General features: G+C 48.3%; 24 protein-coding genes. 7 read left to right on the top strand and 17 right to left on the bottom strand.

Translation table 11 applies throughout. The annotated features are described in order from the left end of the window. The first annotated feature begins 1 nt into the window (after window position 1). The 3 genes from HP567_RS05130 to HP567_RS05120 are packed head-to-tail and all read left to right on the top strand — an operon-like array spanning window position 2 to window position 2,631. On the top strand, window positions 2-811 hold the full coding sequence (locus HP567_RS05130) for an ABC transporter permease (protein ID WP_173611882.1): 810 nt from the start codon (window positions 2-4) through the stop codon (window positions 809-811). Between the two features lie 21 nt (window positions 812-832). Further along, the gene (locus tag HP567_RS05125; protein ID WP_173611881.1) at window positions 833-1,819 is read left to right on the top strand and encodes an ABC transporter ATP-binding protein; all 987 of its coding nucleotides are present in this window, start codon (window positions 833-835) and stop codon (window positions 1,817-1,819) included. Further along, window positions 1,816-2,631, top strand: a complete 816-nt coding sequence (locus tag HP567_RS05120; protein ID WP_173611880.1) for an ABC transporter permease — start codon at window positions 1,816-1,818, stop codon at window positions 2,629-2,631. The genes HP567_RS05125 and HP567_RS05120 overlap by 4 nt, the downstream gene beginning before the upstream one ends. Before the next feature lie 66 nt (window positions 2,632-2,697). Here HP567_RS05120 and HP567_RS05115 read toward each other — a convergent pair whose 3' ends face one another. The 9 genes from HP567_RS05115 to HP567_RS05075 form a co-directional block, all read right to left on the bottom strand. Further along, window positions 2,698-3,393 (bottom strand): M24 family metallopeptidase, encoded by a 696-nt coding sequence (locus tag HP567_RS05115; protein ID WP_173611879.1) that lies wholly within the window; start codon window positions 3,391-3,393, stop codon window positions 2,698-2,700. Between the two features lie 20 nt (window positions 3,394-3,413). Continuing rightward, window positions 3,414-4,187 carry an HAD family hydrolase gene (locus tag HP567_RS05110; RefSeq protein WP_173611878.1) on the bottom strand — a complete coding sequence of 258 codons (774 nt, stop codon included), beginning with the start codon at window positions 4,185-4,187 and terminating at the stop codon, window positions 3,414-3,416. 103 nt (window positions 4,188-4,290) lie between these two features. After that, window positions 4,291-5,676, bottom strand: coding sequence for a MocR-like pyridoxine biosynthesis transcription factor PdxR (pdxR, locus tag HP567_RS05105; RefSeq protein WP_173611877.1), 1,386 nt, complete (start codon window positions 5,674-5,676; stop codon window positions 4,291-4,293). Window positions 5,677-5,747: 71 nt separating this feature from the next. After that, window positions 5,748-7,127: an MFS transporter gene (locus tag HP567_RS05100; RefSeq protein ID WP_173611876.1), complete on the bottom strand. Its 1,380-nt coding sequence runs from the start codon at window positions 7,125-7,127 to the stop codon at window positions 5,748-5,750. Window positions 7,128-7,201: 74 nt separating this feature from the next. Beyond that, window positions 7,202-7,792, bottom strand: coding sequence for a TetR/AcrR family transcriptional regulator (locus HP567_RS05095; protein WP_229087916.1), 591 nt, complete (start codon window positions 7,790-7,792; stop codon window positions 7,202-7,204). 147 nt (window positions 7,793-7,939) lie between these two features. Continuing rightward, complete coding sequence (locus tag HP567_RS05090; protein WP_173611874.1) at window positions 7,940-8,968, bottom strand: NADH:flavin oxidoreductase/NADH oxidase; 1,029 nt, start codon at window positions 8,966-8,968, stop codon at window positions 7,940-7,942. Between the two features lie 559 nt (window positions 8,969-9,527). Beyond that, window positions 9,528-10,631 carry a citrate synthase/methylcitrate synthase gene (locus tag HP567_RS05085; protein ID WP_173611956.1) on the bottom strand — a complete coding sequence of 368 codons (1,104 nt, stop codon included), beginning with the start codon at window positions 10,629-10,631 and terminating at the stop codon, window positions 9,528-9,530. Between the two features lie 98 nt (window positions 10,632-10,729). Next, window positions 10,730-11,812, bottom strand: coding sequence for a DUF418 domain-containing protein (locus tag HP567_RS05080; protein WP_173611873.1), 1,083 nt, complete (start codon window positions 11,810-11,812; stop codon window positions 10,730-10,732). A gap of 106 nt (window positions 11,813-11,918) precedes the next feature. Then, on the bottom strand, window positions 11,919-12,833 hold the full coding sequence (locus tag HP567_RS05075) for a LysR family transcriptional regulator (protein WP_173611872.1): 915 nt from the start codon (window positions 12,831-12,833) through the stop codon (window positions 11,919-11,921). Between the two features lie 214 nt (window positions 12,834-13,047). Here HP567_RS05075 and HP567_RS05070 point away from each other — a divergent pair, with 214 nt between their 5' ends. After that, window positions 13,048-14,697, top strand: coding sequence for a DUF6583 family protein (locus HP567_RS05070; protein ID WP_173611871.1), 1,650 nt, complete (start codon window positions 13,048-13,050; stop codon window positions 14,695-14,697). Window positions 14,698-14,864: 167 nt separating this feature from the next. Here the strand turns inward: HP567_RS05070 and HP567_RS05065 are convergent, their stop codons facing one another. The 3 genes from HP567_RS05065 to HP567_RS05055 all read right to left on the bottom strand — a co-directional run bounded on the left by HP567_RS05065 (window position 14,865) and on the right by HP567_RS05055 (window position 17,690). Next, a complete protein-coding gene (locus HP567_RS05065; RefSeq protein WP_173611870.1) occupies window positions 14,865-15,299 on the bottom strand; it encodes a metal-dependent hydrolase in 435 nt (144 codons plus the stop codon). Window positions 15,300-15,392: 93 nt separating this feature from the next. After that, window positions 15,393-15,755 (bottom strand): cupin, encoded by a 363-nt coding sequence (locus HP567_RS05060; RefSeq protein ID WP_173611869.1) that lies wholly within the window; start codon window positions 15,753-15,755, stop codon window positions 15,393-15,395. A gap of 78 nt (window positions 15,756-15,833) precedes the next feature. After that, entirely contained in the window at window positions 15,834-17,690 is a 1,857-nt protein-coding gene (locus HP567_RS05055) for an SgrR family transcriptional regulator (protein ID WP_173611868.1), read from the bottom strand. Window positions 17,691-17,762: 72 nt separating this feature from the next. Between HP567_RS05055 and HP567_RS05050 the strand changes: the two genes are divergently transcribed. After that, entirely contained in the window at window positions 17,763-19,001 is a 1,239-nt protein-coding gene (locus HP567_RS05050) for an MFS transporter (protein ID WP_173611867.1), read from the top strand. Window positions 19,002-19,062: 61 nt separating this feature from the next. On the opposite strand, the gene HP567_RS05045 is transcribed toward HP567_RS05050, so the two are convergent. Both HP567_RS05045 and HP567_RS05040 read right to left on the bottom strand, forming a co-directional pair. Then, a complete protein-coding gene (locus HP567_RS05045; protein WP_229087914.1) occupies window positions 19,063-20,010 on the bottom strand; it encodes a methyl-accepting chemotaxis protein in 948 nt (315 codons plus the stop codon). A gap of 4 nt (window positions 20,011-20,014) precedes the next feature. Then, window positions 20,015-20,749, bottom strand: coding sequence for a HAMP domain-containing protein (locus HP567_RS05040; RefSeq protein ID WP_229087912.1), 735 nt, complete (start codon window positions 20,747-20,749; stop codon window positions 20,015-20,017). Between the two features lie 262 nt (window positions 20,750-21,011). On the opposite strand from HP567_RS05040, the gene HP567_RS05035 reads away from it, so the two are divergent. Together HP567_RS05035 and HP567_RS05030 are read left to right on the top strand one after the other, a co-directional pair. Then, on the top strand, window positions 21,012-21,758 hold the full coding sequence (locus HP567_RS05035) for a hypothetical protein (protein ID WP_173611866.1): 747 nt from the start codon (window positions 21,012-21,014) through the stop codon (window positions 21,756-21,758). 100 nt (window positions 21,759-21,858) lie between these two features. Further along, the gene (locus HP567_RS05030; protein WP_173611865.1) at window positions 21,859-22,494 is read left to right on the top strand and encodes a hypothetical protein; all 636 of its coding nucleotides are present in this window, start codon (window positions 21,859-21,861) and stop codon (window positions 22,492-22,494) included. Window positions 22,495-22,607: 113 nt separating this feature from the next. Here HP567_RS05030 and clpP read toward each other — a convergent pair whose 3' ends face one another. The 3 genes from clpP to HP567_RS05015 are packed head-to-tail and all read right to left on the bottom strand — an operon-like array spanning window position 22,608 to window position 24,072. Beyond that, window positions 22,608-23,189, bottom strand: coding sequence for an ATP-dependent Clp endopeptidase proteolytic subunit ClpP (gene clpP / locus HP567_RS05025; RefSeq protein WP_007726172.1), 582 nt, complete (start codon window positions 23,187-23,189; stop codon window positions 22,608-22,610). 35 nt (window positions 23,190-23,224) lie between these two features. Beyond that, window positions 23,225-23,482: a hypothetical protein gene (locus HP567_RS05020; RefSeq protein ID WP_173611864.1), complete on the bottom strand. Its 258-nt coding sequence runs from the start codon at window positions 23,480-23,482 to the stop codon at window positions 23,225-23,227. Further along, complete coding sequence (locus tag HP567_RS05015; RefSeq protein WP_007726169.1) at window positions 23,479-24,072, bottom strand: winged helix-turn-helix domain-containing protein; 594 nt, start codon at window positions 24,070-24,072, stop codon at window positions 23,479-23,481. Before HP567_RS05015 ends, HP567_RS05020 begins: the two co-directional genes overlap by 4 nt. Window positions 24,073-24,175: the final 103 nt, after the last annotated feature.

Genomic DNA, 24,175 nt, shown 5'->3' with positions numbered 1-24,175 from the left:
CGTGTTTCATGTCGCCAAAGCTACCTTTATCCGCAATACCCGCGTAATGATTCGTGCCTATCCGTGGTCGTTTGTCATCGGCCACATTTTTTCCGGGGTGTATACGGTGCTGTTCGCCTTTTTCGCCTATCACTATTTATTTGCCGGGCAGTTGGACGAAAATTTCGCATATCTCACCGGCTCGTCCGATTACTTGTCGTACGCCATCCTCGGCGGAGCTTTTTATGCGTTTGCCGTCTCTACCTTGATGAATGTCAGCCGTTCTCTCATTACGGAGCTACGGGAAGGGACCTTGGAGGCGGTTTTGCTCACCCCTTCCTTGCGCAGAGGATACTTTTTGGGGAATGTCGCTCAACAGCTCATGCGTACTCTGTTTGAATTTTCAGTGATTGTGTTGGTGGGGGCGCTGTTCGGACTCACGCTCTCTCACACGAACGTATGGAGCGCCGTTCTTGTCTGGATATTGTCTACAGGGGCTTTCTTTTGCCAGGCGCTCGTTTTGGGCAGTCTCATGCTTTGGTTCCGCGATACGTACATCACACAAAACACGCTGTTTGCCGTGATGGCCTTTGTCAGTGGGGTAACGTTTCCGATTCCGTATTTGCCTGAATGGGTGCAACCACTCGGTCTCATCATGCCGCTCGCGCCTGCGTTGGATGCTTTTCGGCAATGCGTGATTCAAGGAGCCCCGCTGCATGCTGTTTCCCCACAGCTGTTTCATATGGCAGCCCTGTCCCTTGTCTATCTCGTCATCGGGGTGTGGGGCATACGTCGGATGGAAAAACGCGTCATGGAATCGATTTTTGGATAACGAACGAGGAGGTCAACAATCATGCTGATTGCAGAAAATGTACGGAAGGTATACCGGGTGAAGGAGAAAAAAGGTTGGTTTCGCCAACAATGGACAGAGGTCGAGGCAGTCGCTGATCTGTCCTTTCGCATGGTACCCGGCAAAATCATTGGATTGTTAGGCATTAATGGTGCAGGAAAAACAACAACGATCAAGATGTGCTCCACACTACTCACCCCGACCAGCGGCACGATCACGGTAGACGGATATGACGCGGTAAAGGACGATCGTTTCGTCAAAGCCAAGGTCAACATGATCGCCGGTGGAGAGCGCATGCTGTACTGGCGGCTGACAGGACGGGAAAACCTGCAATATTTCGGAAGTCTATACGGTTTGCAAGGGCAGGAACTGCGCCATCGGATCGATACATTGCTTTTGCAGGTTGGCCTGTATGAGGCCGCCAACACCCCTGTCGAGCGCTATTCCAAAGGCATGAAGCAACGACTGCAAATCGCCCGCGGCCTGATCAATGACCCGCGTTACCTGTTTCTGGACGAACCGACTCTCGGCTTGGACGCCCCCATCGCCCGACAGCTTCGCAAGCATGTAAGTGAGCTCGCTTCCCAGCACGGAAAAGCCATTCTGTTGACCAGCCACTACATTCATGAGGTAGAAGAGCTTTGTGACGAGGTATACATCATCGATAAAGGAAAGCTCGTGGCGCATGATACACCGGAGCACCTGACCAAATCGCTCCACCTGGATACAGCCTTACAGGTAGTGATCCCCTCTCTTTCCGACTCGCTCGATTACGATCTGCGCCAGCTGGCTCAAGATTACGGCGGCTCGCGTGAAATCGCAGAAACAGACGAGCAGACCTGGGAAGTGACATTACGAGGAAAAACGGATATGACAACTCCGCTGCTTTCCCTCTTGGCTGCTCACCAGTCCCCTGTCTTGCGTCTCTCTACCCAACAGCCATCACTGGAGGACGTCATCCTGCACATGGCAGATCGGAGGGGCGCATGAAACAGCTAGGCAGCCTGCTTTTGGCCGAAATCATCAAGGAGCATCGCCATTCGTTTCACAGCAAAATGATCTACTTCTCGCTCTTGGTCTGGCCTGTCATTAATTTCGTGACCGCTTATTATTCGTTTGCACCGTTCCGTATGGGAGCTGATTCCCCACTAGCCCGGTTCATCAGCTACGAGCAGTTGCCGCTGTTCCTGTTGACTGGTTATTTAGGCTACATCTTTTATTGGTGCCTGGTGCAGTCGTCCTGGCAAATGAGCTTTGAACGGCAAGCGGGAACCATGGAAATGATCTTCATCAGCCCGGTCAACCGACTCGCTTTTCTGTACGGGCGTTCACTTTCCTCGCTGATCGAAGGGGTCTGGCTGTTCTTTTGCTTCGCCCTGTTAGCCTTGTTTTTTGTCGATGGCATTCAATTGAGCGGCTGGTGGGCGCCTCCACTCGCCTTCCTCATTTTGCTTGTATCGGCCATCGTCTGGGGCGGCTTTCTCTGTGTGCTCTTTCTGTTTTCACGCGACGCGAGCTTTCTGTACACCGTTTTGGATGAGCCGATGCTGATCTTTTCTGGTGTCCGTCTGCCCCCGATGGCCTTTCCGGTTTGGGCCAAGGTCATTTCCTTTTGCTTTCCCTTGACCTACGCGCTTCAGTTGATTCGCGAGCTGCTGATGGAGGGAGCGTCGTTGCAAACCATGTTGCCAAGTATGGGACTTCTCGCCGCTGTTCTGCTGGTGCTCGTGACAGCGACCGTCTTGTTATTGAAGCAAGCGGAGAAGCATATGAAAAAGACCGGGAACATGGTGATGTATTAGTTAGACAAAGGAGAGTTACATATTAAACGCCCTTTCCTGATTGGAAAAGGCGTTTTTTTATTCCTCTTACTCTACCGTCAACAGCTTCTCCACAAATCCCCCGATTTCCCGTTCCCGATCAATAAAATGAACCTCCAAGATCCAATCGCGCGGCTGACCGTGCTGATCTGGTTCTCTCATCGGCTTGTGGTTGTCTGGGTGAATGTAATTATCGATATCATCGCCTTGGATTTTTTCATGCGGGAATTCGCCGATGAGATGTCCTGCGTGTGGACCGCCGTACTCCCAACCGTATGCTTTTGCAAGCTCGCACATGTAGGCAAACAGCTCACTGCTCGTAATATCCGGCTTGGACAAAAAGTAAGTCTTGCCCTCGTCCCACGCTTTTTCAATATCGTCGCGTAGCTTTTGTTTTACCGGATCATTTCCAAGCACATACGTCCGACCAAGATCAGCTTCCCAGTCCTCAAAAATGGGCCCGAAATCGAGAAAGACAATATCTTCAGGGGAGACAGTCAAATTCGGTGGGTTTTCTCTGTACGGATACAGCGTGTTTCTGCCCGCTCGCACAATTCGCTTATGCCAATATTTTTTGATCCCGAACAATTGAAAGGCCAGCTCGTAAATCTCCTTGTTGATCTCTTTTTCCGTCACACCGCTGCGAATGATTCCCTTCTCTTCGATGGTGGCAAATAAAAACTCTGCTTTGGTCTCTGCTTCGCGCAGTGCCTGATGTCTCTTCTCCAATAATGGATTCATCATTTGATGGCCTCCTTTTCCGTTTACGGAAGAGCTAACTCATACTTCTCTCCTAGCTCTCGCAATTTTGCGACAATGGATTGCTCCACTTGATCATCCATCGTAATTTTTTCCTTTGCCAGTGGAAGAAGCGGCTCATAGTCGCCAATCAATACGGAATGATGCGCTTTTTCAAACAGCGGCAAATCATTCATGTCATTACCAAAGCAAATGAACGGCTCCCCTGCCACATCGAAACGATTCAGGGCAGCCCATTTATTCACCCCCCGATACGTGAGGTCGAGAATGCCTTCTGCGGAATGATAATGCAGCGTAACGTCTAGTTCCTTGATTCTCTTCATCAATTCTTCGTGACGGTCACACGATAAAATCAGGATTTTCAGCACGGCATTCAGTTGATCCACGTCCACGCGGCTGGCTGTCCGATTGGGATCGATATTGCTCAAAAAAGGATGCGTCGACACACAATTATGTGCGTAATTCCACGAGTCATCGATGAAATACTGCGCGCGAAAATCCTCGAGAATGCTGATGATTTCTTGCGCCAGACAATCCGGGATCGGCACGCTGCCCTGCAAGCTCCCTTGGTGATGTGTCATCGCTCCATTCGCGCCAATGAGGAGATGGTTGGCAAACCGCTCATCGAGGACAGGCAGCATGTCACGGCACGGTCTTGCGGAGGCAAAACCTACGGCATGTCCCGCCTGTTCGAGTGCAAGCAGGCTATCCAAAATGTTTGTAGAGATCGGTTGACCCTTGAAGCAGATCGTCCCGTCCAGATCAAAAATAAATTTCATTTTTCCCACCCTTTCTAATCGCTGTCCCATCCATCGTAATGGATAGCCGTCCGAGGCCAAAGGGACAGATTGTTCAAGATGAGTGGGACAGAAAGCTGCTCTGTTACTCGAACCAGGCGCTGGCCAACAAGCGAATGCCCTCCTGAATATCTTCGGGGGTCAATGCTCCGTACCCTAGCAATACCGTCGGATGCTCCCGTGTATCATGCAGCCAGTATCGGGCAGTTCCGTAGACTTTTACGCCTTTTTGATAGGCACGCTCCATGAGTTCCGCTTCTGTACACTGACTTTTTACGGTCAAAAATACATGCAGCCCCGTATCCTTGCCTTCTATTTCCACACGTCCGTCCATGTAGCGAGCGACTGCCTGAAGAAACACCTCTCGCTTTTCCACATAGTTTTTTCGCATGTGCTGCAAGTGTCTATGCCAATAGCCATCGGACAAATACGCCGCTAGCGTCAATTGGTCCAGGCGGGAAACAGGCTGATCGTATTCAGGTACCCGCTGGTGAAAACGTGATAACAGCTCGTAAGGAAGGACAACGTAGCTGACGTTTACGAGCGGCAGCAATGCTTTGGAAAGTCGCCCAATGTAAACAACTTTTTGGGGAGACAGACTCTGGATCGAAGGAATGTAGCTCTCTTGATATTTAAACTCCCATTCGTAGTCATCCTCCACCAAATACGAATGCGCGATAGATTGCGCCCATAGAGTCAATTGCTTTCTTTTCTCCAAAGGCATCGTCATTTTGTTGATGAATTGCTGGGAAGGACTCACGTACATGATGTTTGCCCCGCTTTGTCTCAGCTCTTCGATGGATACACCGTCTGTGTCCAAAGAAATACCGTGTACCCGGTAGCCACCGTTGAGAAACGTATTTCTCGCACCATCATAGCCCGGATTTTCTACGCCAATCACATGCTTCTCTCTGTCCAGAAGCTGGACGATCATCGACACCAACTGTTGCGGAGTGGCTCCAATAATGATCTGCTCCGGCGTAGCGAGGACTCCTCTCGTTTCATGCAGCAATTTCGAGAGTTCTTTTCGCAAGGCGTATTCGCCCTGTGCCAGCCCCTCCACCATATACGTTCGCTGATGGTTGGAAATGAGCTTGTTGCGCAGCTTATTCCACGGATGAAAGGGGAATGCCCCCAGCTCGATGTTGCCGTAGCGAAAATCATAGCGAATCGGCGTTATACGAGGGTCATCTCGTTCTGTTACATGCTGCCCGAAAGGAGGTTCTGCCTTGTACGTCACCTGATACCCTTTTTTCGGAATGCTAGTGACGTACCCTTCCGATACCAGTAGCTGATACGCGACTTCTACCGTGTTTTTGCTGACAGCAAGCGATTGGGCACAGCTTCTGATCGAGGGTAGAAACTCTTCATACGCGATTTGGTTACGCAATATTTCGTCTTTGATAAAGTGATAGATTTGGATGAACAATGGCTCTCCCTCTGTAAAACGAATGGCAGCAAGTTCTCGCACCGAGCAGGAACCCCCTTCCTTTTTTGCTTTAGTCTATCACATAAAGTATTTAAGCCTGAATGAACAAAAGATCAGCTATCCGCCAGAAGGCTATGTCTTTTAGCCCTACCGAACTGAAAGTAGTAGAAGACCATCAGACACACGTGCATCAGGGTCATCATCCAATAAATATTGCTGTAAATATAGCCGCTCGTATAAGGATTCACCGGGTTCCAATTGGTTGTCGCGCCAAGATCGATCACTTTGCTGTATACCGCAGACGCGATCCCCATGGAAATGAAGCTCAGCATCGAAAAGATCCCCATGCCTACTCCTGCCTGCTCCTTCGTCAACGTCCTCGAGATCGAGTTCGCCATCGAGATTTGCATAAAAGACTGCCCCACATTGCCAAGGATCAAAAAGAATGCAATGCCTAAAACTGCGGTGCTTGTGAAAGTAGACAACAACCCAAAGCAGCTAATCAGTAAGCTAGACGCAACGAAATACAGAAAAGCATTCCCCCGCCTGTCCGCGAGCTTTCCTCCCACACGACCAAGCAATGCCGAAGCGACGGCCGCTGGAACCATCACAAAGCCGATCCAGCTCGTCGATAGCTGCTGCACCTGAGCCAAGAGCAGCGGGCTGAGATAATAAAGCGATATCCCCATTCCATTTATGAGAAATGCCATCAGAATCCCGATTGTATACTGCTTGTTGGCAAAAACCTTCGGCTGGACAAACGGATCAGCTACCGAACGAATTCGTACGACGAACAGAAGCAATGTAACCAAACTGCCCAATGCAAACCACCACGACCCATTCGTTACTCCCAAAAGCAGTGACGTCACGCTGATCGCAAGCAAGGAGCCACCCACCCAATCAAAATTCCCACCAGCTGCGATCTCTTCATCCTCCAAATATTTACGGTAGAACGGCAGCGTAAGCAAGATCAGGAGCGGTATGGAAAACAGCCAGCGCCAATGAGCAAAGCTGACGATTAAAGCCGCGACGACAGGACCGAGTGCACCGCCAAGAGCCAATCCTACTGCCGTTCTTCCTAAAACAGAACCTCTGCTCTCGGGCGGGAAGTATCGCAAAGGAATGAGCATCGCAGTAGCCGGAATGACAGCCGCCCCTACTGCCTGCAAGCACCTCCCGAAAAGAGCCATCGCAAAGGAATCGGAGACCAAACCGAAAAACGAACCCGCCGTAAACACCATGAGTCCAAACGTCAACAAATTCTTGAGCTTGTATCGATCCGCCAGCTTGCCATACGTCACAGTTCCGATCGCGTATAACAATCCATATGCAGTCGATAGCCAGCTCACCTGCGCTATGCTCAAACCAAACTCCTTGCTAATTTCCGGGAGTGCAATGTTAAACACCAAAGCACTCATGGAGGATATGACCAAGGTAAACATCAAAATTCGGATTAATATGTCTCTGTTCTGCTGCGTTTTTGTCGCTTCCATGCCGCATCTTTCCTTTCACTTTGTTATTCACATTCTGACTGTCAGTACTGACTGACATTGAGGTTTTAAAAAAACTAGGGAGTCAAACCCCTAGCGAAAACCTCTACACTCTCTTCGATAAATACATCCAGGGATACCCCCGAAAAATTGCTAGTGCCATCCAGATCGTTCAAAAACGCCCCGAAATTCATAACCATAAAGGCAGTTGCCTGTGCCTCCGGGTTTGTTTGGATCATCTTGCCCTTTTTGCCCATCTCTTTGAAGTAATCTGTAAACAGTACCATCAATTGTCGCGGGTGCTTTTGGGTCCGCTCGCGGAATCCGGGCAAATGGGCCTCATCCTTAATGCTAATCAAAATCATTTTCCGATTGCGGTTCATCATTTCGTGATACGTTCGGCTGATTAAAAGCAAATCCTCGCGCAAATTCCACGTAAGCTTCTCCGCGAAAAGCTTTGTCAGTCCTTCCGTGTAATGAAAACGGTCAAAGGCGCTCTCCAGCAAATTCCGCTTGCTGCCGAAGTGACGAAACAACGTCTTCTCGCTCAATCCTGCCGCAGTGGCGATTTCTTGCGTGGTTACGCCGTTGTAACCTCTTTCCGCGATGAGATCGATTGCGGCTATCATCAGTTTTTCACTGCTTGTAAGACTTTTGCTGCTGCTCATTGCTATCCTCATTCCCGGAAGTGATTGTCAGTACTGACTGACATTTATCTTAAACCGACTGTAAATAAGTGTCAAGAATTTACCATTGAAAAGGGCTCTCCCCCGACCCATGCAGTCGAAAGGAAAGCCCCGCTCTCTTTTACCTGATTAAAACGCTCTCGAATATTGCTTCGGTGGCTGCAGCTCATCCGCCGACAGCTCATGAATTGCATGCAGTGCCCAATAAGGATCACGCAGCATGCCGCGTCCGACTGCTACCAAATCCGTATCGCCATTGCCAATCGATGCTTCCGCCACTTTCGGATCATCGAGGTTGCCGACAGCAATGACCGGGATATCCAATGCCTGCTTAATTGCGCGTGCCAATGGTACTTGATAGCCAGGATGAACACCTGGGCGACCTGCTGAACCAATCGGTCCTTCCCCGCCGCTGGATATATGGAAAATATCCACGCCAGCTTCCTTGTAACGGCGGCAAAGCTCTGTGCTGTAATCCAGCCCATACCCACCATCCACGTACTCTACGGCTGAGACACGCATGATCAGCGGCATGTCAGCTGGAATGACCTCTTTGATCGCCTGAATAATTTCCACGCCAAACAGCGCTTTATCCCGCCCGTACTCATCGTCTCGCTGATTGGTCAAAGGAGAGTGGAACTGGTGAATCAAGTATCCGTGCGCACCATGGATTTCAATGGTATCAAACCCTGCTTCCACCGCACGTCTCGCTGAGTCCTGGAACTTGACGACCATTTGCTTAACCTCTGCTGTCGTCAACGCCCGTGGCGTTTTGTATCGCCCCCCTGGGAAAGCGATCGCGGACGCCGATACAGGCACTTCTGCGTCTTCCGCTTTGCGACCCGCATGAGCAATCTGTATGCCAATTTTGGCCCCATACTTTTGAACCTCGGAGACGATTCGCGCATACGCCGGAATCTGCTCGTCAGACCACAAGCCCAAATCGCCGTTGGAAATTCTGCCATCCGGCTCGACATCGGTCATTTCCACGATGATCAGACCTGTTCCGCCTACTGCACGAGAAACGTAATGAACAAAGTGCCAGTCTGTTGGTGTTCCATCGTGTGCATCCACAGAGTATTGGCACATCGGCGGCATGACAATCCGATTTTTCAAGCTAAGTCCTTTAAACTGAAACGGGGTAGACAACAACGCCATTTGCTCCACTCCTTACTTTTTTTCATTATCATGCCAAAAGTAAGCATGTTCTGCAATCCTAAGTTGCACTTTGTAAAAACGAGATATATTTCCGGCTGTTGTGGTGGGGAGGAAACAGGAGAAAACGCTCAGATTCTAGGGCCACCCCCTGCGGGATTGACTGCACGACTCCATGCAAAAAGCGAAACCGCGTCCAAAGTGGTATCTTCAAGGATGCGTTTTCAGAGGTGGACGCTTAAGAGCGTAAAGACTTAAAGATTGAAGTAGATCATCGGTTACGACAGAGAAGAATATTTCCAGACGTAGCGACTTGTGGAGTCCTACCAAGCGGAGAAGGAATTCGCGGGCAAAAGAAACGCAACGTGCCCGGGCTACGTAGCGGCTACCACTTTTGCGTTTCCCCGCGAATCCCTTCGGAGCGGACAGTTTAAGCCCTTAGCGGGACGGAGCCTGGAGCCTAGACTGGAAATATTCTTCTCTTCACCGCGGCCACATTCTATGTTGCACTAAGTAAAAAAGCCATCCGCATAACGGATAGCTTTTATAATTAACGTCTTTATTATTCTGGCATCGTGCCAATGTAATTGGATTGCGGGCGAATAATGCGGTTTTTGCCTGCCTGTTCCAGAATGTGCGCACTCCAGCCAACCACACGGCTCACGGCAAATGTCGGTGTAAACAAATTGTCGTCCAAACCAACCGCGCGCATGACAGCTGCGGCAAAAAACTCTACGTTTGTATTCAGCTTGCGGCCTGGTTTGTACTCTTCCAGCAGCTGCAAGCCTACTTTTTCTACATGTGTCGCCAGATCGAACCACGGATCGTTGGATGACAGCTCTGATGCAACAACGCGGAGAGCAGTTGCACGCGGATCAACCGTTTTATAGACACGGTGTCCGAAGCCCATCAAACGTCCGCCGCTCTCCAGCTTGTTGCGCAGCCACGGCTCTGCATTTTCCTTCGTGCCGATCGCCTCGATCATCTCCGTCACTTCAGATGGTGCTCCGCCATGCAAAGGCCCTTTCAGGGTTCCGATTGCTGCTGTAATGGAAGAAATCAGATCGGACTCGGTCGAGCTGACGACACGACCGGCGAATGTGGAGGCATTCATGCCATGCTCCTGCGTCAAAATCAGGTACGCATCGAGCGCACGTACATGTGCCGCATTCGGCTTTACGCCTTTGAGCATATACAGATAGTTCGCTGTATGATCCAGCTCCGGATTCGGTGCCAGCGGCTCGCGGCCCTCCAGACAAGCAAAGCGATACGCGACGATTGTTGGCATTTTGGCCGCCAGCGCAATCACCTCATCGATGGTTGGCGGAAAGCCGTGTGAGGAACTGCCCAGCGCCGAAACACCTGTACGCAGGACACTCATCATATCTACATCTGCCGGGATCAGCTTCAGGATTCCTTTTACATGCTCCGGCAGCTCACGGTTTGCTTTGAGCTTATCCTTTAACTCCTTCAACTCCTGCTCGCTCGGCAAATGTCCGAACCAGAGCAGGTGCGCCACTTCCTCAAATGTGTGGTGAATAGCCAAATCACGCGCCCAATGACCACGGTACACCAGCAGTCCATTAATCCCATCCACCAAACTAAGGTCTGTTTCTGCTACGGCGATACCATCCAAGCCGATAGCCAAAGGATGTTGTTTTGTCATCATCACCACTCCATTTTCATCTCTTTTCCCTTCAGTATATCGATTCATAATCGTGAAGGGAAATAGAAGAAAAACGGGATTTTGATCACGTTTTACAATCAGTTAGCAGGAGCTGGAACTGCCTTCTTTTTACGTCCATATGTCAGGAAACGCCACAGCTTTTCCATCGGCCCTCGATTAAATTGCTTCAGCCACAGCCAGCTTGCGAGTAATTGAAACACATAGATCGGCAGAGCGAGCAAAAACCAAGCAGAGAGCGGCATAGCCGTAATACCGAACAAAGGAATCAGAATGGTCATGATGACTGTCTGACCCAAATATGTCGTTAACCCCATTTGTCCTGTGTAGGCAAATGGCTTAAGAACTTTCCTTGCCGCCTCACGATCCAACAACAGAAACAAGCTGGCTATCAAGCACAGCGCCATAGGCAGCGTACTCAGATCAACCAATATTTTATTCACCTGTTCAAGCTTTGAACCAAAGACGACACCGCTCGCCCACACAATCCCTGCTGCGATCGGAAGACTCATTGCCAGAGTAGTAGTAGCGATTCGTTTCAGAAACGGTTTATGCTCGCGAATTTGAGCAATCAAACCGCGTTTTCCCGCATACAAACCAAACAGAAACATCACAAAGATCGGTATCAATGTCGTCTGGAGTGATGCTACAAACGGATAGACTTCCTGACCATTGAGCGTCTGTACAAGTGCCACGCCTTGAGTGAGCATGTACACTCCTCCCAGACTGGCTGCCCATGCTAGAATCGTAGAAGACTTTCTTCGATAAAATGGCATCAGTAAAAAGCCGAGTAGCGCGTACACTGTCAAAATATCCCCAAACCAAATAACGATGTGAATCACACCAAAGGCAAACATCGCGAACAACCGTCTGCTGAAGAGACGAAATACTTTTTGTCCACGCTGTTCAGCCCGTGACATGAAAATGTAAAAACCTAAGCCAAACAGAAACGAAAAGATCCCGAAAAACTTCGTTTGAATGAATAAATCATAGCTCAAGCGGATCCACGCATCGATCCCCGCCTCTATTGGCATACGAACGTCTTCCGAATACATGATAAAGCTAGGCAAGTTCACCAGCAAAATCCCGAACAATGCCAATCCCCTTACAATATCAATGGAATAAATCCGATCCTTCTGTGTGATTGGTTCAGCCTGCTGCATACTCGTCATTCCCTCCTGCTGTCTTTAAGCAGGGTTCAGTATAGGATACATATGCTCATCAAAACTATCGATTCACCTTACATCTACCTTACAGGCTTGTTATCTTCTATGTCCGTCCCCCTGGCTGAACAAGCGGCATCGGTGGATACAAGGAATGCAGGATTTCCATAAAATGCTGCGCTGGCTCGCTGATTCCTGCTTTCGGTACCAGCAAATAAGAAGCAACCTTTGGCAAAACGAGGCCAGGTGTGGGAAGTTCAATAAAGCGGTTTTCAAATAAATCCCGATCGACAGCCGTCCGAGGCAAAAAGGAAACGCCCAATCCATCCTCGATGAATCGCTTTGTAATGTCTACTTGCGAAACAGCCATCGTACGCAAGGAAAGCCCCCTCTGACGCAAAAGCAACAGCAACTCATCCCAGTAACCCGGGTGATTATGGGTCAGCAGACGATTCGATTGCACCTCTTGCTCCCAATCAGGCAAGGGCGCCTCCATATCTCCACCGCTGTGAGGGACTGCAAAAACAATAGGATCTTCGTACAAAAGATAAGTAGACAACTGAAATTCTCCTGGCACCATCCGGGTTAAGCCCAGATCAGCCTGTCCATTTTGAACCAGCGGGCCAATCTCCACGGAGTCAACAATTTTAATCGAGATATCTACATCGGGATAGAGCTTGGTGTAACGATGCAGCAAATGGGAAAAACGAGCACGGGCGATAATCGGGGAAACAGCCAGTTGAAGCTTTTCCCGATAGCCTTGTCTCCAAGCCTGCAAGTCTTCCATACTGTTATGCCACTGTTGGAGAAGTCCTTTTGCATGTGGCAGGTAGCGTTTGCCCGCAGCCGTTAACCGAACGCGCTTGCCAACCCGTTCAAACAGCTTGATCCCCAATTCCTTTTCCAATTGTCGTATATGTTGGCTGACAGTAGGCTGCGCAATGAACAACGCTTCTGCTGTCTGGTGAAAATTTTCTGTCGTGGCCGCCACCATAAACGTTTGCAGCACGCGAAAATCCACGTGATCTCCCCCCTGCTGTCGCTTTTTCTTTGTTCTATATGCATACAAAAGTAGGAAGAATGCAACTTTTTGGGTCTTTCTTCCTCATTTTTGAAGAAATTTACTGGAAGTCGTTCCCCTTCTTCCTCCTTATGGTACAATACAAAATCGAGTGCGCAAAATCATTACGCACATTGGATTCAGCAAAGAGAGAGAGCAAAAGGGGAGAGAAAAGATGGAAACTGCAACAAACGTGAACCCACCGCGCAAAAGCAAGAAAAAAGCATGGCTGATCGCGGGGGCAGCGGCTGTCGTTGTGCTGGGTGGTTTAGGGACCGCCTATGCCAAGTACGATCTGTTTAAGAGTGCAAAAACGATTTACCTGCAAGCGGAAGCGGAAAGCATGATGAAGTTTTCTAGCGACGTATCCAAAGCTTACGGGGAATACCAAGACTACATGAAGCCGTACCTGGAAAAACCAGTTCACTCCACCACTGAGTTGAGCGATATTGCACTAGATGCCACCATCCCAGACCCGCAAGCACAAAAAATTCTCGACATGCTGGGCAAAGCGAAGCTCGTGATGCAAAGCAACATCGATGAACAGAAAAATCAACAATCGGGGAACCTGGAAGTTCACCTACAAGATAAAAAGCTAGCTACTCTTGAGTACTTCATGAATGATTCTGTTATGGGCTTCAAGCTGCCGGAGTTTTACTCTAAATACGCTTATATGGACCTGAAGGATCGCGATGCACTTAAGGAAAAGCTGGGCGGCGAAGAACTGCCGAAGCGCTTCGTAACCTATAGCGATTTGTATAAAGCAATCAATTTTAACCAGGATGAACTCAAAACGGTCATGACTCCGTATGCCTTGCTGTATGCTGACAACATCAAAGACAGCCAGGTAAGCATCAAAAAAGACGTTTCTTTCTCTGAAGAAGGACTCAAGGAAGATGCACGTGAGATCACCGTTACTTTCAACGCCCAAGAAGGCGCGGCTCTGTCGAAGCAAATTGCAGAGAAAGCAAAAGCTGACCAAAAGCTGTTTGACCTGATCTACAGCCGCTACCACAATGTGGCTACGCTGATGCTCGACAGCGGCTACAAAGTAGAAGAAATCAGCAAAGAAGAATTCAAGAAAAATTACGAGCAAGCCTTCGATGACATCATCAAGGATGCAAAAGATACAGACGCCAAATCAACTGAGCAATTGAGAATGGTCGTGCTCGTGAATAGTGATCATCAAATCTTGTCCCGCAAGCTCTTGGTCGATGACAAAGAGAAAAAAGATCAATTGGTCTACAGCAGTGTTTCTTACGATAAAGGCGCTGAAACGTACTACCGTTACTCCCTGCACAACCTGTCTGACCAGCAAAGTGGCGAAATGTCCTTAACCTACAAAGCGACAGAAGAAAAAGACAAGACAAAGGGCAAGTTCAGCATCCTGATGAAAGAGACCGACCAGCCAATTCTGGACCTCTCGACCACTTTTGAGACAACCAAGCAAGACAAGAAAACAACCGGAAACTATGACTTTGCACTCGTAGTGGCAGACGAATATTCCTCCAACCCTGTTGCTCTGACCGGTAATGTTACCATGAACGAGACAAAGACGGACAATGGTGTAGATTCTGACGGCACAGTAAAAGTGAAGTTCTCGAACCCTACTCCAGATATGCCAAAAGGCTTTAGCTTCAAGCTGAAGTCCAAAGCAGAATTCGGCAAAGCACTGGAAATTCCAGCTATGACTGCTGACAACTCCATCAATTTCGCTACAGTGACTGACCAACAAATGATGGAAGCGCAACAAGAAGTCATGCAAAACGCAGATAAATTCATGAATGAAAACGCTGAGCTCGTGCAACAGTTCATGATGCCTTAATTGTTTCGTAATAAGAAGAATCCGCTCATAGTAGCTACTAGCAAGCTGGCATCGGTGCTAAACCGATGTCAGCTTTTTTATTCAAATCACGATCTGTTCTAAATATTCCGATTACAATAAATAGGGGGACCTCCTGAGGGGAGGCCCTTTCTCCATTTCCATTCTTCTTACTGATAACCTTTGATCACAATATACACAATCGCTACATAAAACACGATTCGATCCACAATCCGATACATCGACTTGGACACCGGAATGCCGAGCCATCCCACTCGCAACGGCCACAATAACTGAATGCGTCCCACCAGCATATCGCTGATCAAATGGGACAAAATCCCCCAAAGTCCTGCCATGGCAGCCAAAGAATCGCCGAACAGCAGGAACGGAAGGAATAAAATCACCCAAGAGTGCGTAACTGTACGATGACCAAATCCTTTTTGCAGCATTTTGGACAAAGGTCCCATCAAGTTTCCGAGCTTGCTATTTGCTTGATCGATATCGGGTACTAGTGCCATCGTTGCACCAATAACACTGCCCTTCCATGAAGGATAGGCGCAGTAGCCTGCAATGGCACCGAGTACCATATGTGTTTTCCATGTCATTTGCCTTTCACACCGTCTTTCTTGGGTAATCTGGGGAGCTTATGTACGGTTGGTGGAATGGCAAACCAATACCATCATACATACATACGGATGCTACGTCTCCAATAAGGACATGAAGCTCTCTGGATCAAGCCCATCTCCTTCAATCACAATGGCTGTCATTCCGGTTTCACTGCCTGATTCATGCCCTTCACCTGTGATCCAGAATGCCGCCTGACCACTCTGGATCGGGATGCGCTCTGTACCTTCTCCACGTACCCAGCCTTCACCATTCACCACGAGAAAAAGCTGAGGGCAAGGCGCCGGATGATAACCGACAATCCCACCCGCCTCCAAATGGATACATCCTATCGAAACGGAATTCGGCGTGCGCACAACACGAGAAATCGTCGCATGGACGGAATTATAGCGATCAATCGTTTTGCCTACTTGCTGATCAAATCGAAATCGTTTCATACTTTCCCCTCCGCCTTTTGACTCGTAAGCCTTATCATAGCGCAACCAGAGGGGCTGTGACAGACTCATCTTCCACGATTACTGCCGAAACCAAATATTTTTGTAATCAACAAGACCAAGCGCATTCAACGAAACACCGGCCAGAGCCGAATGGTAAGCAGAATGCTGACGCGTATGGTATAAAAACAGCATCGCGCACTGCTCACGCAGCAGTCTCTCGACCTCCTGCAAGTGATGACGCTGCCCTGTCACATCCCTCTCCAGCATTAAGGCGTCCAGCTCATAATCGATTTGCTCCCGCAAGACAGGACTCCACAACTGCCGCGAAAAGCTGATATCCGACTTAAAGAACTCCACCATCCCCAACTCCCACTGTTCATCAAAAACCTCTCCCGCAACCACCATATCTGCCTGCTGAATGACCTCTGACTTCTTCAATTCCTCAATCGGCAGGACAGTCACTTCAACTCGAATGCCCTCATCCGCCAAATGCTGCCGTAACCATTCCGCATTATTTTCGTTGCCTGCCCCTTCGTACGTAAACAACTGTATCGGTTGATGATCATGCCAGTCTTTGAAATCCCCATCCCAGGCCACTCCACCACCAGGCACATCCTTGTTTTCAGGTAAAAATCCGTAAGCAGGCGCATACCGATTGCCGCGCAGCTCCGTAATCATTTTCTCGCGCACGATAAGACGATCCAGCGCTTGCCGGAATGCGATATCTTGTTGTGGGCCTGGGCGATTCAGGTTAAAAGCGAGATACGTGCAGCCTTTCTCCAGGCTCTGCAACTCCTGCCAATGCTCCATCGGCCCGAGCTTATTCCAAAAGGTTTGAAAGTGCACCTCTCCTCGTTTTGAAAAGTAATCCTCGTTTCGCACATCCTGACTGTTTTCGGGAACAATCCAAATCTCTACCCGATCCAAATGAGCCCTTCCGAGAAAATACGTTGGGGCAGCCTCTAAAATGAACATCTGCGAGTCATTCGTCACCAGCGAAAATGGTCCACTGCCCACAGGTAATCGACTAAATGCTTGTCCTTTTTCCTGAATGACATCTCCCGGAACAATCGAAAGCCGATTCGCTGCCAGAATGGATAGCAGTAATTGATTGGGACGTCTGAGTGCAATTTTTACTATCGTCTCTTTTTCAGCAGTGACTTTTTCTACATCTTCCAGCATCCAGCGATAGGGAGACCCCGTCTTCGGATCGGCAATGCGCTCGAGCGTCCAGACGACGTCATGCGCTGTCAGTTCACGTCCATGGTGAAACAGTACCCCTTTGCGCAAATAAAAGGTCCATTCTGTTCCACTCTCATTTACTTCCCAATGGTGGGCGAGATGCGGGATGAATGTATCCATTTTTTCGTCATAACGAATGAGCGTATCAAATAGTTGCTTCACCATGTGTGACTCTGTGCGCCTGTTGACAAAGGCAGGGTCGAGAGCGGGAATCGGTCTGTAAAAGGACATGCGAAGCGTATCCAGTTTTCGTTCACGGATTTCCTCTTGAATAAAGCCAAACTGCCCGGAGAGCCAGTCAAAAAAGTGCTCCCGCCCCTTGGCAGTGATGGCAAAATCATTGAGGAGCTGCATAGCGCCTTCCAAATCGCCATCTTGGATACGCCCCTGAGCGATAGGCAAAACGATCTGCTCGATCCCATATAACAAGACGATCCGCGAGACATGGCCTCGTCCTCTTCCCGGACTCCATTCAATCCACTTCTGCTCCTCCATCTGTTTGATGACTTTTTTCGTGTTCCGAATCGTGCAACAAAATATTTGAGCCAGCTCGGCAAGCGTAATCTCCTGCTGTTCACCCTCTGCCGCAGAGGCAAAATGCTGGCGCAAGCGCAAGTAGTAGTAGGCACTTTGCATCGAGAAGATCACTCTTTCTACGTAAACAGTCGCTGTCGAATCCAAAAAGGGGTCCATACTCTCCAAACACTCTACCCTTTTTCTTCCCCTTTTTCTAGCTACAATGAGATCGAAGAAGGAGGTTTTTTCATGCCAGCGCCTAACAACACCCCCGCCACGAAGCTTGAATCACACGAGAGAATGTCGATCTGGCGGAATCGGCCCTTTCTCGTCCTCTTTTTCACGTCCACCTTTATCGCGTGTGGAGCAAAGGTGTACGAACTGGCCTTGCCATTGATCTTGTATGATATGACCCAATCGCCAGTTGCCATGACGACCATGAAAAGCATTGAGTTTTTGCCAAATCTGCTGCTCGCCATGTTCATCGGCGTCTGGGTGGATCGCTTCTCCAAAAAACGCTGGTCGCAATGGATGGTTTTTGGCCAGATGATCCTGTTGTTTTTGCTATATGGACTGACCGAATCCGGACATGCACAGGTCATTCATTATTATGTGGCTGGCTTTTTCCTGATGGCGTTTAACTACGGCTTTCACAACGCTCGCGTCAGCATGATCAAGCAGGTGGTCCCTACCCCTCTGTTAACCTCAGCCAATGCTCGTTTTTCTTTTATGAGCACGTTTATTGAAATTATGGGACCTGCGATTACCGGGTTTATTCTGCTTCTATCGGCGCTGCACACCGGGCTGCTTATTACGGGTACAGCCTATTTACTGGCTTTTATCGCCATATCGTTTTTAGATCGTACAGATGCGCCTGCCCCCTCTCAGGGCGGCTTTTGGCAGGAGTTGCGAAACGGTTGGAAGGAGCTGTTGGGCAATCGACCATTATGGCAGATTACAGTACTCGTGATTTTTCTCAATGCGACCTCGGGCATGTATGACGCCATGATCATTTTCTTTGCCAAGGATCACCTTAGGTTGGACAATTCCACATTAGGGCTGGTGCTTTCCGCGGCTGGACTTGGCGGTCTTCTCGGCAGCTCAGTGGTTGCCTATTTGCGGAGACGATTTCCCATCGGCCGCATCATGGGCATGACCATCCTGCTTCTCGGTTGCTCCTATTTGCTCATGGTTTTCGCGCAAAGTACGTGGATGCTCTGTCTTTCTCTATTTCTCACGGGACTGATCAGCACGATTGAAAACGTCTGTATTTGGACCTTTCGTCAAGAGACTACCCCTGCCCACATGATTGGAAGAATTAGCGGGATCACCGGCTCTATTTTCAAGCTCGGAATTGTCTTCTCCATCTATGGTTCGGGCTGGATGACCTTGTCGTTCGGGCCTTGGTCAGTCTTTTTGGCAGCGGCAGTGGGGAATCTCGTGGTTTTTCTCTTATATCGAAGATTGGCTTTGTGGAAATTGGCGTAAACAAAAAACACCCCTCAGAATCATTCTGTCGATTCTCAGGGGTGTATCCTGTGGCGAAGCTTTATACCTTGAAATGGCCTATCAGTTTTTCCAAATCATCCGCGAGACCCGCCAGCGATGCAGCCGAGGAGTAGATTTCCTCCATCGAGGCAAGCTGTTCTTCTGTAGCAGACGAGACTCCCACCGACAGAGAGACAGCCGATTGCGCGACAGTGGCGATCATCTGCATCGATTGTCCGACCTTGCCTGTACTTTCCGTAAGGGTATGTGCAGCAGTCGATACCTCTTGTATTTCATTCGTCACGCCAACAACAGCATCACGAATTTGAGAGAACGCTTCCCCTGCTCTTGCGACGCCCCCCATCCCGTCTGCTACTTCTTGAGAGCCTTTTTCCATCGTGAGGACCGCTTCGTTCGTCTCCATCTGGATCGACGCTACCAGTTGGGAGATTTCTTGTGCTGATGCAGATGCCTGCTCAGCCAGCTTTCGCACTTCATCCGCCACGACAGCAAAGCCTTTGCCGTGCTCGCCAGCCCTCGCCGCTTCGATAGCAGCATTCAATGCCAAGAGATTCGTCTGACCTGAAATTTGTGTAATGACTTCGACGATTTGGCCGATTTGCTCGGAGCGTTTTCCCAAACCACCTACCAGTGCAGTCAAATTCTCCATCGTTTCTCCGATCCCGTTCATCTGGGAAACCGACTGCTGGATAGTACGATCCCCCTCTGTCGCCAGCTCTGAGGTACTGGCAGCCGCAGCCGACACACTTTGCGCACGTGCCGCAATTTTTTCAATGCCTGCGGATATTTCTTCGACTTCTTGCTGACTTTCCTCTACGTTTTGGGATTGCCTGTCCGTTCCTTCCGTCATTTCCTGAATCGTGATGGCGATCTGCTCCGTAGCTTGGCTCGTTTGCTTCGAGCTCGCTGTCAGTTGTTCAGCTGCGGCTGCAACCTGCTGGGCATGCCCACGAACCTGAGAAATCAGCTCTCGTAAGTTGGCTAGCATCCGGTTAAATGAGCCCTGCCAACTGTCCAATCTCGTCTTTGGAAGAGACGGTCAACTCTTGCGTCAAATCTCCTTTTCCTTCAGCGATATCATGTAGCTGTTTGTTCACCCGGTGCAGTGGTGCCACAATCGAGCGAATCAGAAAACCGCCAACCACAATCGCGACGAGAATTCCCACTGCATTAAAAAACAACTGGATCATGGCCGAAGTTCCTTCGTTCTCCGCCAGCTCCTGTCTATCTACTTCGATTTCATTACGCACCTCTTCGACCAATCCACTCACAACCGAATCCAGTGCTAATCTCGATTGCCGCTCCTGACCGAAATGATGATCGATGGCTTCTTCATGTAGCCCATTATCCTGTGCCTCTACCGCTTTCTCACTCGACTCCAGAAAGGACTTGTACAGTCCCATTGCCTCCTCCATTTTTTCACGATGGTGAGAAGACTCTAGTGAACTGTTCATTTTGGCAAACAGGCTGTCCACCTTTGCTGCCTTTCCCTTCAATTCCATCCGAAATTCTTCATCGCCTGTTAACAAGTAGGCTCGTTCGTCATTATTTCGACCTGTCATGATAAACTGCATTTCACGCAGATCCGTCAATAATTTTTCCTCTTCGATAATCTGGGTGTAGGATGCCTTCATTTCTAGCATTTGCAGGTGCATATACGTACCTGAACCGAACATGACTGCCAATATGACACCAAAAGCCAGGATGATTTTTGTTCTGATTTTCACAAGGTGTGCCTCCCGTCATCTGATACTCTTGTTCATACCCAGCTCCTCCTTCCTTCAAACAATTTGATGTGCAAACAAAAAACCGCCAGATTAAATCGAGGTAATTTTTGTATTTTTCAAAAAATCTTGAACGAACAATCAAGTAACAGTAGAATACAAATGAAGTGTATACCATAATTAGGGAGATGAGTTAATATTAGGGAATTTATCTAAGATAATTACACCTCTTGCACTTTCAATGTCATTGCTCACTGTTCCAAGTATGGCTTTTGCTGAAAAAGTTGATGCAAAATACGAGAAAGCAGTAAAACAAGAAAAACTTGAAAAACTTAACGAAAAATTAGATTACTTACGAGAGCAAGTAAGAAAAACGAAAGATTTTGATAAGGCAATGAAAATAACAATAGAAAAATACAATAATTTGAAGGTAGTAAATTCAGATGGTGAAGATGGAAAACCGATCAATGCATTATCTAACGAGGAAGGATGGATAACATTTACTGATAGAATTGTTTACGATGATGAAAGTGATCAATATGTGTTTGTTGGATATTGGGAGTGGGATGAGAAAGAAGGTTTTGTCGGACGCGACCCATACGATTTCGTAGGTGTTTATACAGATAATAAAAGAAGTATGCCAATAGACGTAGATGGGGTTGTCATCCAAGGCTGGAATGGCTTGGGTGATGAAGAAGCTTACTTCGATACAAGAACTGATAAAAAACGTGGTAAGGTAGCGTTAGCAAAACGCGCTACAGACGCAGGTGTTGGCTTTTGGATTAATGATCGATATGTTACAAATGGCACAATAACAGCTGTACTTGAAAAAGTTACAACAAACAAAAAAGAGCGGGTCTATTTACAATATGACCATTCTTGGACAAGCACTTCAATTACTGGGATAGGTGGTAACGTATCAGGTGGCGGTGGAGGTTTTAATATAACATGGAACACGGGTGTGAAGTATTTAAATACACTCACCTCTACAGGTGAATATTGGAAAGGATAATGTTAAAATTTGGGTGTCCCCCTTTATGGTGGACACCTGTTTTCTTAATAAAGTAGGAAAATTCAGTCTTTTCTATATAATTAAATGAAGGGGCGACATAATGAAAAAGATACCAATCATGCTATCCTTGATTCTAGTGTTAGTGACCTCTGGATGCAATAAAGGTACAACCGACATTAGTGAAGATCAAATCCGAATGGTTGCATACACCTACTCAGAAAATGTATTTAATAACTATAGATACGTAGGATCTATCAGTGATTTTTTAGGTAATGCTAATGGAAAAGAAATCACATTGGAATCACTTCAAATGTATGTAAGTGGGTATAAACAAGGAAATGGCAGGAAGAAAATTTATGAAAGTGTAGAAAATATCATCTCTCTCTACTTTGCAAAACACTACAATGAACAAACCATCGCAAAATTATTTGACACGAATCGCAAATTAACCCAACTAACAAGGCAACTTAATGATTTGTTGACAGAAGAACATATATCTGCAAAACTTACCGCAAATGAAATCATTGAGCTAAGAGAGCGAATTGACGATCTACTCATCTATGTATACCCTGAGCAAGAGCAGGATGAGACAGGTATAAATCTATACACATTAATTACGAAACCTGAGAAATTACTTGAAAAGCATACCGTTACGGATATCGATATCTTTTTTATGAATGTTAACAACGCTATGGAGCAATTGAACAACTTCCTAGAACAAGTCGGTAAAACTTAATCCTTTAAACACGTTCGTGTGCAGAAAAAAACGTCAGAATAAATCCTGACGGTTCAAACATTCGGTACGCTAAACTCCAAGCTTCGCAGCCACTTTATTCTCTATCCCCATCTTTACAATTTTTCGATCACTTTATCAATCAAGCCGTATTCAAGCGCCTCTGCGGCGGTAAGGAAATAGTCGCGGTCTGCATCTTTTTCGATTTGCTCGACTGTCTTTCCCGTACGCTCTGCGATGATCGTATACAGCATGTTGCGATGTCGCATGATACGGTCTGCTGCGATCTTGATATCGCTCGCCTGTCCTTGACTGCCTCCCCACGGCTGGTGGAGCATGACTTCTGCATTAGGCAACGCGTACCGTTTTCCCGGCGCTCCCGCTACGAGAAGCATCGCACCCATAGACGCTGCCATCCCTGTGCAGATTGTGGACACATCAGGCGCAATGAAACTCATCGTATCGATAATCGCCATCCCTGCTGTGACAGAGCCTCCGGGCGAATTGATATAAAGATGAATGTCTTTTTTCGGGTCCTCTGCTGCCAGGAACAGCAACTGAGCTACGACTGCATTGGCTACCTGATCATCGATGGCACTGCCGAGAAAAATAATGCGATCCTTCAACAGCCGGGAGTAAATGTCATAGGACCTCTCTCCATAACTCGTTTGCTCGACTACTACCGGAATGAGATTCATGAAAAACCCTCCTTCGCTTGTTTACGCTGCGTTTTTTACGCGGCCATACTCATGCTGATTGCTTGTGGAACCGCCACTGATTTTTTGTTAAATCCTGATGAAACCTGCGTCACGACTGCCGGATTACTCGCCGGGCCCACTGACCATGTCTGAACAGCCGCTTCTCTTTCGACAGCAACCCCATTTCCGTTTCGGGCAGGCATGGCAATGACCTGGTCGGTTTGAGGCTGGACTCGACTTTCCCAAACGATTACGGGTTTGGACTTATTGGACTCCGCAGCTTGTGCTTTCATGCCTCGTCTCCTCCTTGTTTTGGATAAACCGCGAGAACCACCTGATACGTCTCTTGTCCCTTTTCTTTTGGCTGATACTTCGCCACAAGCTGATTCACCAGTTGGACGTACTCCTCTACAAAAGCACTGCGCTGTTCCGCACTGGCTAGCTGAATACTCGCATTCAGTGAGGCGCTCGGAACCTCGACCTCTTGATCGGAGCGCTCCAGCAAGAGCATGGCATCACGCTTGATTCGTTCTGCTGTCTGGACCAGATGAGACAGCGACCCTTGATCCTTCATTTGCTGAACGGTATCGTTGCCCCAGTTCAGTCCTTCCGAGAGCACATACGTCCGCGCAATCGCCAAGTAAAGCACCTCGACGAGATTGCGCACCTGTCGACTCCCTACCCGTCTGACCAATCCGACTTTTTCCAAGGCCTTCAAGTGATAATTGACACGCTGCGGGATTTCATTGATACCACGTGCGACTTCTGCTGCCGAAGCAGGCTCTGCCAAACGGCTTAAAATCTCGGCACGGAGCGGGTTCAATAGCGCCATCGCCTGTTCCGGCTTCTCGACTACATATGTTTCCAGTTGTTCGTGCGCCACAACAACACCTCATGACATTAATCATTTACGTAAAAATAGTTTATTACGTTCGTTTTTGTTTGTCAAATGATGGATAAGCCTTTTTTTCGACAACGCCAAAAGC

This window comes from Brevibacillus sp. M2.1A (genome assembly GCF_013284355.2).
GTDB lineage: Bacteria > Bacillota > Bacilli > Brevibacillales > Brevibacillaceae > Brevibacillus.
Note: the sequence above shows the minus strand (reverse complement) of the source record. Positions and strands in the feature narration are given on the sequence as shown.

Excerpts from the sequence above, each read along its gene's own strand:
- HP567_RS05070 (WP_173611871.1), top strand. The coding sequence starts at position 13,048 with ATGGAAACTGCAACAAACGTGAACCCACCGCGCAAAAGCAAGAAAAAA.
- HP567_RS05065 (WP_173611870.1), bottom strand. The coding sequence starts at position 15,299 with ATGACATGGAAAACACATATGGTACTCGGTGCCATTGCAGGCTACTGC.
- HP567_RS05045 (WP_229087914.1), bottom strand. The coding sequence starts at position 20,010 with ATGCTAGCCAACTTACGAGAGCTGATTTCTCAGGTTCGTGGGCATGCC.
- HP567_RS05115 (WP_173611879.1), bottom strand. The coding sequence starts at position 3,393 with ATGATGAATCCATTATTGGAGAAGAGACATCAGGCACTGCGCGAAGCA.
- HP567_RS05030 (WP_173611865.1), top strand. The coding sequence starts at position 21,859 with ATGAAAAAGATACCAATCATGCTATCCTTGATTCTAGTGTTAGTGACC.
- HP567_RS05050 (WP_173611867.1), top strand. The coding sequence starts at position 17,763 with ATGCCAGCGCCTAACAACACCCCCGCCACGAAGCTTGAATCACACGAG.
- clpP (WP_007726172.1), bottom strand. The coding sequence starts at position 23,189 with ATGAATCTCATTCCGGTAGTAGTCGAGCAAACGAGTTATGGAGAGAGG.
- HP567_RS05020 (WP_173611864.1), bottom strand. The coding sequence starts at position 23,482 with ATGAAAGCACAAGCTGCGGAGTCCAATAAGTCCAAACCCGTAATCGTT.
- HP567_RS05080 (WP_173611873.1), bottom strand. The coding sequence starts at position 11,812 with ATGCAGCAGGCTGAACCAATCACACAGAAGGATCGGATTTATTCCATT.
- HP567_RS05125 (WP_173611881.1), top strand. The coding sequence starts at position 833 with ATGCTGATTGCAGAAAATGTACGGAAGGTATACCGGGTGAAGGAGAAA.
- HP567_RS05090 (WP_173611874.1), bottom strand. The coding sequence starts at position 8,968 with ATGGCGTTGTTGTCTACCCCGTTTCAGTTTAAAGGACTTAGCTTGAAA.
- HP567_RS05095 (WP_229087916.1), bottom strand. The coding sequence starts at position 7,792 with ATGAGCAGCAGCAAAAGTCTTACAAGCAGTGAAAAACTGATGATAGCC.
- HP567_RS05055 (WP_173611868.1), bottom strand. The coding sequence starts at position 17,690 with ATGGACCCCTTTTTGGATTCGACAGCGACTGTTTACGTAGAAAGAGTG.
- HP567_RS05085 (WP_173611956.1), bottom strand. The coding sequence starts at position 10,631 with ATGACAAAACAACATCCTTTGGCTATCGGCTTGGATGGTATCGCCGTA.
- HP567_RS05035 (WP_173611866.1), top strand. The coding sequence starts at position 21,012 with ATGGCTTTTGCTGAAAAAGTTGATGCAAAATACGAGAAAGCAGTAAAA.
- HP567_RS05120 (WP_173611880.1), top strand. The coding sequence starts at position 1,816 with ATGAAACAGCTAGGCAGCCTGCTTTTGGCCGAAATCATCAAGGAGCAT.
- HP567_RS05100 (WP_173611876.1), bottom strand. The coding sequence starts at position 7,127 with ATGGAAGCGACAAAAACGCAGCAGAACAGAGACATATTAATCCGAATT.
- HP567_RS05060 (WP_173611869.1), bottom strand. The coding sequence starts at position 15,755 with ATGAAACGATTTCGATTTGATCAGCAAGTAGGCAAAACGATTGATCGC.
- HP567_RS05110 (WP_173611878.1), bottom strand. The coding sequence starts at position 4,187 with ATGAAATTTATTTTTGATCTGGACGGGACGATCTGCTTCAAGGGTCAA.